The organism is Chamaesiphon sp. OTE_20_metabat_361, assembly GCF_031364565.1.
In genome coordinates this window covers 1-6539 of the sequence record NZ_JANLWO010000615.1, presented here as the reverse complement: position 1 = coordinate 6539, position 6539 = coordinate 1, and the positions used below count along the sequence as shown (strand labels likewise).

The 6539-nt window shown below is 46.6% G+C and carries 6 protein-coding genes; 4 read left to right on the top strand and 2 right to left on the bottom strand.

The annotated features are described in order from the left end of the window. The 4 genes from RMO35_RS17685 to RMO35_RS17670 form a co-directional block, all read left to right on the top strand. A partial coding sequence (locus tag RMO35_RS17685) for an alpha/beta fold hydrolase (RefSeq protein ID WP_309742687.1) occupies positions 1–624 on the top strand: 624 nt, incomplete at its 5' end. 287 nt (positions 625–911) lie between these two features. After that, entirely contained in the window at positions 912–1460 is a 549-nt protein-coding gene (locus tag RMO35_RS17680; RefSeq protein ID WP_309742685.1) for an immunity 53 family protein, read from the top strand. A 259-nt stretch (positions 1461–1719) separates the two neighbouring features. Then, a complete protein-coding gene (locus tag RMO35_RS17675) occupies positions 1720–2484 on the top strand; it encodes a TauD/TfdA family dioxygenase (protein WP_309742683.1) in 765 nt (254 codons plus the stop codon). Positions 2485–2591: 107 nt separating this feature from the next. Next, the gene (locus RMO35_RS17670) at positions 2592–3656 is read left to right on the top strand and encodes an RNA ligase family protein (RefSeq protein ID WP_309742680.1); all 1065 of its coding nucleotides are present in this window, start codon (positions 2592–2594) and stop codon (positions 3654–3656) included. Between the two features lie 206 nt (positions 3657–3862). Here RMO35_RS17670 and RMO35_RS17665 read toward each other — a convergent pair whose 3' ends face one another. Both RMO35_RS17665 and RMO35_RS17660 read right to left on the bottom strand, forming a co-directional pair. After that, on the bottom strand, positions 3863–5809 hold the full coding sequence (locus tag RMO35_RS17665) for a heavy metal translocating P-type ATPase (RefSeq protein ID WP_309742678.1): 1947 nt from the start codon (positions 5807–5809) through the stop codon (positions 3863–3865). Between the two features lie 211 nt (positions 5810–6020). Beyond that, positions 6021–6539: metallophosphoesterase (locus RMO35_RS17660; protein WP_309742676.1), on the bottom strand; the 519-nt coding region annotated here is incomplete at its 5' end.

Genomic DNA, 6539 nt, shown 5'->3' with positions numbered 1-6539 from the left:
GTAGACTTCTGGCATGAGTATATCAACCAGCCGACGGTATTTGTCGGTAACTCGATCGGGGCGTTGCTGAGTTTGATGTTGGTAGCGCATCATCCCGAAATTAGTGCGGGTGGCGTGTTGATTAATTGCGCGGGTGGATTGAATCATCGCCCTGACGAGCTGAATTTCCTACTGCGGAATGTGATGGGGATATTCACCAATATTGTCGCATCCCCAGCCTTCGGTCAATTTCTATTCGATCGAGTCCGCCAGAAAGCCCGCATTCGGAGCAGTCTGTATCAGGTCTATCCGCGCCGTGAAGCCGTCACTGACGAACTAATCGACATTATCTACGAACCAGCTTGCGATCCGGGCGCACAGCAAGTTTTCGCCTCGATTCTCACCGCACCGCCAGGGCCGACGCCTGAATCGTTATTACCAGGAGTTACGAAACCTTTGCTGGTATTATGGGGAGAAAATGACCCGTGGACGCCGATAAAAGGTGCGGCTGTGTATCGGGAACTCGCTGCTAAAGGACAACCGATTCAGGTGGTGTCGATTCCGAATGCGGGGCATTGTCCGCATGATGAGTATCCAGAGGTTGTCAATCCGGCGATTTTGGAATGGTTGGCAGGGATAAAGTGATGAGGGAATTTTTTAAGATTGCTAGATAATGGCAGGTATGGCGTGGCACATGTAGCAAATTGACGATTTGACCCATCGGATGATGTTGCAGATCGTCAAAAGTTTCACAAATATGTTAGCTACATATGATTTTGAATGGGTATTGCCCGGTTGCGGGCGCGATAGTGTAGACCTTGTAATAGGCACAAGCAGATGCAAAAATGTATTAACTGGATAATCAAAATTATCTGCGGTACATTCGATCGAGCTAGCAAGATATAATTAATGTTTGGATCGAGCGATCGGCTATGAATGCACTCACGGAATTACAACAATGGTATGCCTCTAACTGTAATGGTGAATGGGAACATAGCTATGGTATCAAGATCGAGACATTAGATAATCCCGGCTGGTTTCTGCAAATAGAACTTGAGGAAACAAATCTTCAAAATAGTTATTTTGTTAGTACTGAAGTAGAGCATGATGAAAATGATTGGTATATTTGTAAGGTTGAGAAGAATAGATTTGAAGCATTAGGCGATCCTACTAAATTAAACAAATTAATTGAGATTTTCTTAGACTGGGCAAAGTCTCAGAATGCTGAGTGGTTGACGCCGCCATCATTAGGAGATTTGCAATTACAAGCCGATCGAGATTTTTATAATCTATTAATCGCTGCCCCAAGCTCTTCAGAGATCTGTCATCACGATCGCTGCAATAAGTTCCAGCTTGAGTATAGTGTGATGTGTGCAGAGCATCATTTTGAAATGCTGCGGAATTATCCATTCTCGGACACGATGGGAAGTAAGGGCGGCAATTTTGAAAATAATGATGGCGAGAGCTGCAATCTGATCTGAATTTGCGATCGGTCGATCGTGAGGCAAAATTCAGACGAGTTCGAGAGTTCGATCGATAGCTTAAAATGTATATTTATCGATCGTCTAATCTTGGCGATCGAGTTTTAAATTAAATTCGATATCTTGTAGGGTGGGCAGTGCCCACCACTAAAGTTTCGCGAAAATTATAGGGCTTAAAATTATTAAACTGACCTACTTAGTTTGTATCCAATTCTCCAGTATTTTGGTTAAAATAGAAACAGTTCCGATCGGAGAAAACATGGATTTTCGCGCACTGTCACCATTTGGGATCGAGCTTCATGGAGTCGAAATTACCACGCTCCAAGCTGAAGATATCGATGCTTTGAAGAACGCCCTTGCCAATCATGGATTTGTCGTCTTCCGCCAGCAGTTGGCGAATGATGCGGAATTTGTCAGTTTTCTCGATCGATTGGGGCGATTAACATTTACCATTGGTGAGACGCCCGTCGCGCATCAACCCGAGCTGAATGTAGTCAGCAATATCGGACGGACTACCCCACCTCGGAGCGTGTTTCATACTGATACTAGCTATATCGCACAGCCGCCTGCGTATACAGCCTTGCGGGCGGTGACAATCCCCACAACTGGTGGCGGGACGTTATTTTCGGATCAATATCGGGCTTATGAAACGTTGCCCAATTCAGTCAAAGAGCGGCTTGCGGACGCGCGGGTGCTACATGTCGTATCTGGTTTGACGCTAAAGGAAGGGGAAACCCAGAGCTGGCACCCCTTATTCAAGCGGCATCCGCTTTCCGGTCGGCTGGCGCTATTTCTATCGACACCAGAACGCTGTCAGGAAATCGCTGGGATTGCGCCAGCGGAAGCTAGGCGGATAATTCGGTTACTTTACCAACATTCTATTCGCAACTATCGCTTGTACCGCCATCAGTGGCGATCGGGTGATATTATTATTTGGGACAATCGGTGTACGATGCACCGTGCCGACCATTCGGCAGTTATTGGCGATCGATTATTACATCGCGGTCTGGTACTAAGTGCGTAAAATATCCTCATATCTCTAGTTTAGATCGAAGCCAGCTAATTCATGTGTTAGTGTGGAGCAAGCCGGAAAATTTTGGCTGAAGATGTAACGCACCTTGAAAATTAAATATGAGCACGATTAAAGTCGAAGTCTGCGAAATTTTGGAGATAAAACCGCATGGAAATGCTGATGCGCTAGAATTAGCCACCGTTCAAGGTTGGCAAATGTGTGTCAAAAAAGGCGTGCATCAACCTGGCGATTTAGTGGTCTATTTCGAGCAGGGTACAGTGTTAACTAAAGAAGTTGCCGAACGCTTGAATGTTGGTGCCTATTTATCTGAAAAAACTGATATTAATGGCGATCGCGTGTTGGTAGTTCACCGGATTAAATTACGGGGAGAACCTTCGTTTGGATTGGTCGTTCATCCCGAAGAGGGGATGAAATTAGGTGATGATGTAGCCGAGTTTTATAGTGCGACTAAGTACTTCCCACCAGTTAAAGGTAATGCTGGCGATAGCGCAACTGACGATCCTTATTTTCCGAAATATACTAATCTGGAAAATATGCGGAGCTACCCTTGTTTATTAGCAGTCGGCGAAGCAGTTGTAGCTACTGAAAAAATTCATGGTACTAATGCTAGGGTTGGTTTTGTGTGGCACACGGATGAAGAACAGCCGACAATGATGGCGGGTTCGCGAACTTTGCGGCGCAAAGAACCAGAAGATCCGAACACGATGGTGGCAAATACTTACTGGTTTCCCCACACATTAATTGGTGTCAAAAATCTGTTAGCACACTTGCAAAGTCAAGGACACAAACAAGCGGTCTTATATGGGGAAGTATACGGACAAGGAATTCAAGCTTATACTTATGGTGCCAAAAGAATGAGTTTCCGTGCTTTCGATCTGATGTTGGATGGTAAATATGTCGATTATCCAACTTTCAAAGCTCTATGCGATCGGCATCAAGTAGAGCAAGTACCATTAGTATATGAAGGTGCTTTTTCCCTAGATATTATTCGCGGATTTTCCGATGGTGATTCCCTCATCGGCGGTACGCACGGTAGGGAAGGTGTGGTTGTTAAACCGATGGTAGAAAGGGACGATCCGAAGTTTGGCAGGGTGATTCTCAAGTATATCGGCGATCGCTACTTATTTGGTAAAGTTGCAGAACAAGATACTACTGATGTCTAGAGGATTTTCAATCTTTAGAATACCTTTTGTGCCCCATTATTTACTTTGAACATCGATCGAACCACGATACTGCTCGACGATTTATTTAGCAATTGCCAATCGATCGCCCGAACCACATGCCCAACGGGTGCGCGAGCGCTTCCCTACAGTTGTCTTTCAACAAGAGAGGATTTGCCAAGTTCTAAGAACTTGGCGGTCCTTCTCAATTAATCTTTCAACAACCGGAGACCACTTAAAATCACCAGCACGGTAGAACCTTCATGACCCAAAACGCCCAAGGGTAGGGTCATATTGCCAGTAAAATTGGCGATTAGCAGTATGACAATAAAGCTGAGGGCAAAAATGATGTTTTGTTTGACAATTCGCTCAGAGCGACGACCGAGCCGAATGGCATACTCTAATTTCTCCAAGCGGTCTGCCATTAATACCACATCTGCTGTTTCCAGTGCCACGTCACTCCCCGCTGTTCCCATCGCAATTCCGACGGATGCCTGAGCTAGAGCGGGAGCATCATTAATTCCATCACCCACCATCGCCACTGAGGGGTATTGTTGCTGAAGCTGGCGAATTACCTCCAGTTTATCTTCAGGTAAAAGTTCTGCATACACTTTATCGATCCCAATTTCCCAGCCAATACTGTCGGCTGTCCGCTCGTTATCGCCCGTTAACATCACAACCCGATCGACTCCCAACCGTTTTAAATGGACGATCGATCGAGCTGCTGCGGGTCTGACGGTATCGGCAACTGCGATAATTCCCAGAATGCGATCGGCATCAGCCACCCAGACAACAGTTTTGCCATCCTGTTCCCACTGCTGGCTTTGTTCGGTCAGCTCGTCTGGCAGCAGGTTTACTTGGACTCGAACAAATTCGGCTTTACCAACTACAGCTATTTTTCCCTCAACTTCGCCAATAATCCCCCGTCCAGGCTCAGAACGAACATTAATGGCTTCAGTCCATACCCAGCCTTGTTTTTGAGCCGCATGAACGATCGCCGCCCCGATCGGATGCTCGGACAAACTTTCTAAAGCAGCCGCCACTTGAAGTAATTTGTTTGAATTGTCAACCGCCATGACTCGGACGACTTGAGGTTTGCCCATTGTCAGGGTTCCAGTTTTGTCAAAGGCGATCGCTTTAACTTGCCCGATTGCTTCTAACTGCGCGGTATTCTTGAACAAAATCCCATGCCGTGCCCCATTAGCGATGCCCGATAATAGTGCTGGCATCGTTGCTGCCATTAATGCACAGGGCGAAGCTACCACCAGAAAAATTAGGGCGCGATAAACCGTATCTTCCCACGTCCAACCGAGTAGAAATGGTGGTAGAGTACCTAGCAAAATGCCGATAAACACGATCGCTTTGGCATAGCCACGCTCGAACCGTTCGATAAATTGTTGAGATGGTGGTATTTCAGTCTGAGCCTGTTCTACCAAGCGAATTACCCGCTGAATCAGACTACTTTCTGGTGGCTGATGAATCTGAATTTTTAACGCGCCAGTACCATTAATCGTCCCAGCAAACACCTCATCTCCAACAGTCTTCTCAACGGGCATCGATTCACCCGTAATCGGAGCTTGGTTTAACGAACTAAAGCCCTCAGTGACAATCCCATCCGTCGGTACCAATTCTCCTGGCTTAACGAGAACGCGATCGCCGATTTCTAACTCAGCCACTGCTACCATCTGCTCTTGCCCATCTACGAGCTTGCGGGCGGTATCGGAAGTCAGACTCATCAGCCCCTGAATACTCCGCTCGGTGCGGCTCATTGCGTAGCCCTCCAGCACGCCGCTGATGGCAAAAATCAGAATCAACATCGCCCCGTCAACGATGAAATAATACTCTTTGCGCCACAGCCCCAAGATAGCTGCTCCCAATGCTGCCACAATCATCAATAGGTCTACATCGAGTTCTTTTTCCCGCCAAAGGGTAGTCAATCCTTCACGGGTGCTTTCATATCCCCCAATGGCATACGCAGCAGTCAGAATCAGCAAACTCACTCCCAGCCACCCGCGATTGAGACTTACCCAACCCAGTAACACCAGCAGGGCACAAACTCCAGCCGCGATCGCTTCGGGATGTTCTTTGAATAGCGATTCCGCAAAGCGGAGGCTACGCCAACGCCAACGGGAGCTAGACACAGCAGGGAAAGACATAACCACCTATATATTGCCTTCATACCCTACACCTTAACATTGATGTTAATGTCATTGACGATTCGCACATCACGGGTGTGGTAGAAGCGGAGCAAGCATTCTGGCAGGATAAAGAGTGGCAAAATCGGCTTGAGCAAATTCCAGATCGTTCGCTCCTAATTATTGGCTATGTGCCTTCGGTACTGTAGTTATCCCGTAACTATCGGGGGAGTTATGCAAAGTTTACGATGCCTCGATCGATTATTTCACCTTTGCTATTAAGTCCAGTTAGGAGAATTTGGTCTTGATAGACTTCGACGATGCCAAAGCTATGAACGCTTTTAGCGAACGCTGTCCAGTCTTGAGCCTTAACTGGATACAAGCCAGCACCGCCACCGCCACAGACCATATAAGTAGTGCCGTCGATCGGTTTCGATCGTTGATAATTATGATCGTGACCGTTAATCCACAGCCGAACTTTGTGTTTTTTGAGGATGGGAGTGACATCTTTTTCCATCATCTTATTCACTTCATAGACACCAGCCGAATAAATATTGTGATGTCCATAAACGATATTCCACTTCGCTTTACTAGCTGCTAATGCGCGATCGAGCCAGTCTAATTGTCTTACGCGTTCGGGCGATTGTGGATTGACGATATCGTTAGTATTCAAGACAAAGAATCGCACGTCACCTCGACCGTGCATATAGTAACGCTGACCCTGCATATTAAATTCAGGATAAGCAACTTG

Coding starts and splice junctions, on each gene's coding strand:
- RMO35_RS17680 (WP_309742685.1), top strand. CDS start 912: ATGAATGCACTCACGGAATTACAACAATGGTATGCCTCTAACTGTAAT.
- RMO35_RS17675 (WP_309742683.1), top strand. CDS start 1,720: ATGGATTTTCGCGCACTGTCACCATTTGGGATCGAGCTTCATGGAGTC.
- RMO35_RS17670 (WP_309742680.1), top strand. CDS start 2,592: ATGAGCACGATTAAAGTCGAAGTCTGCGAAATTTTGGAGATAAAACCG.
- RMO35_RS17665 (WP_309742678.1), bottom strand. CDS start 5,809: ATGTCTTTCCCTGCTGTGTCTAGCTCCCGTTGGCGTTGGCGTAGCCTC.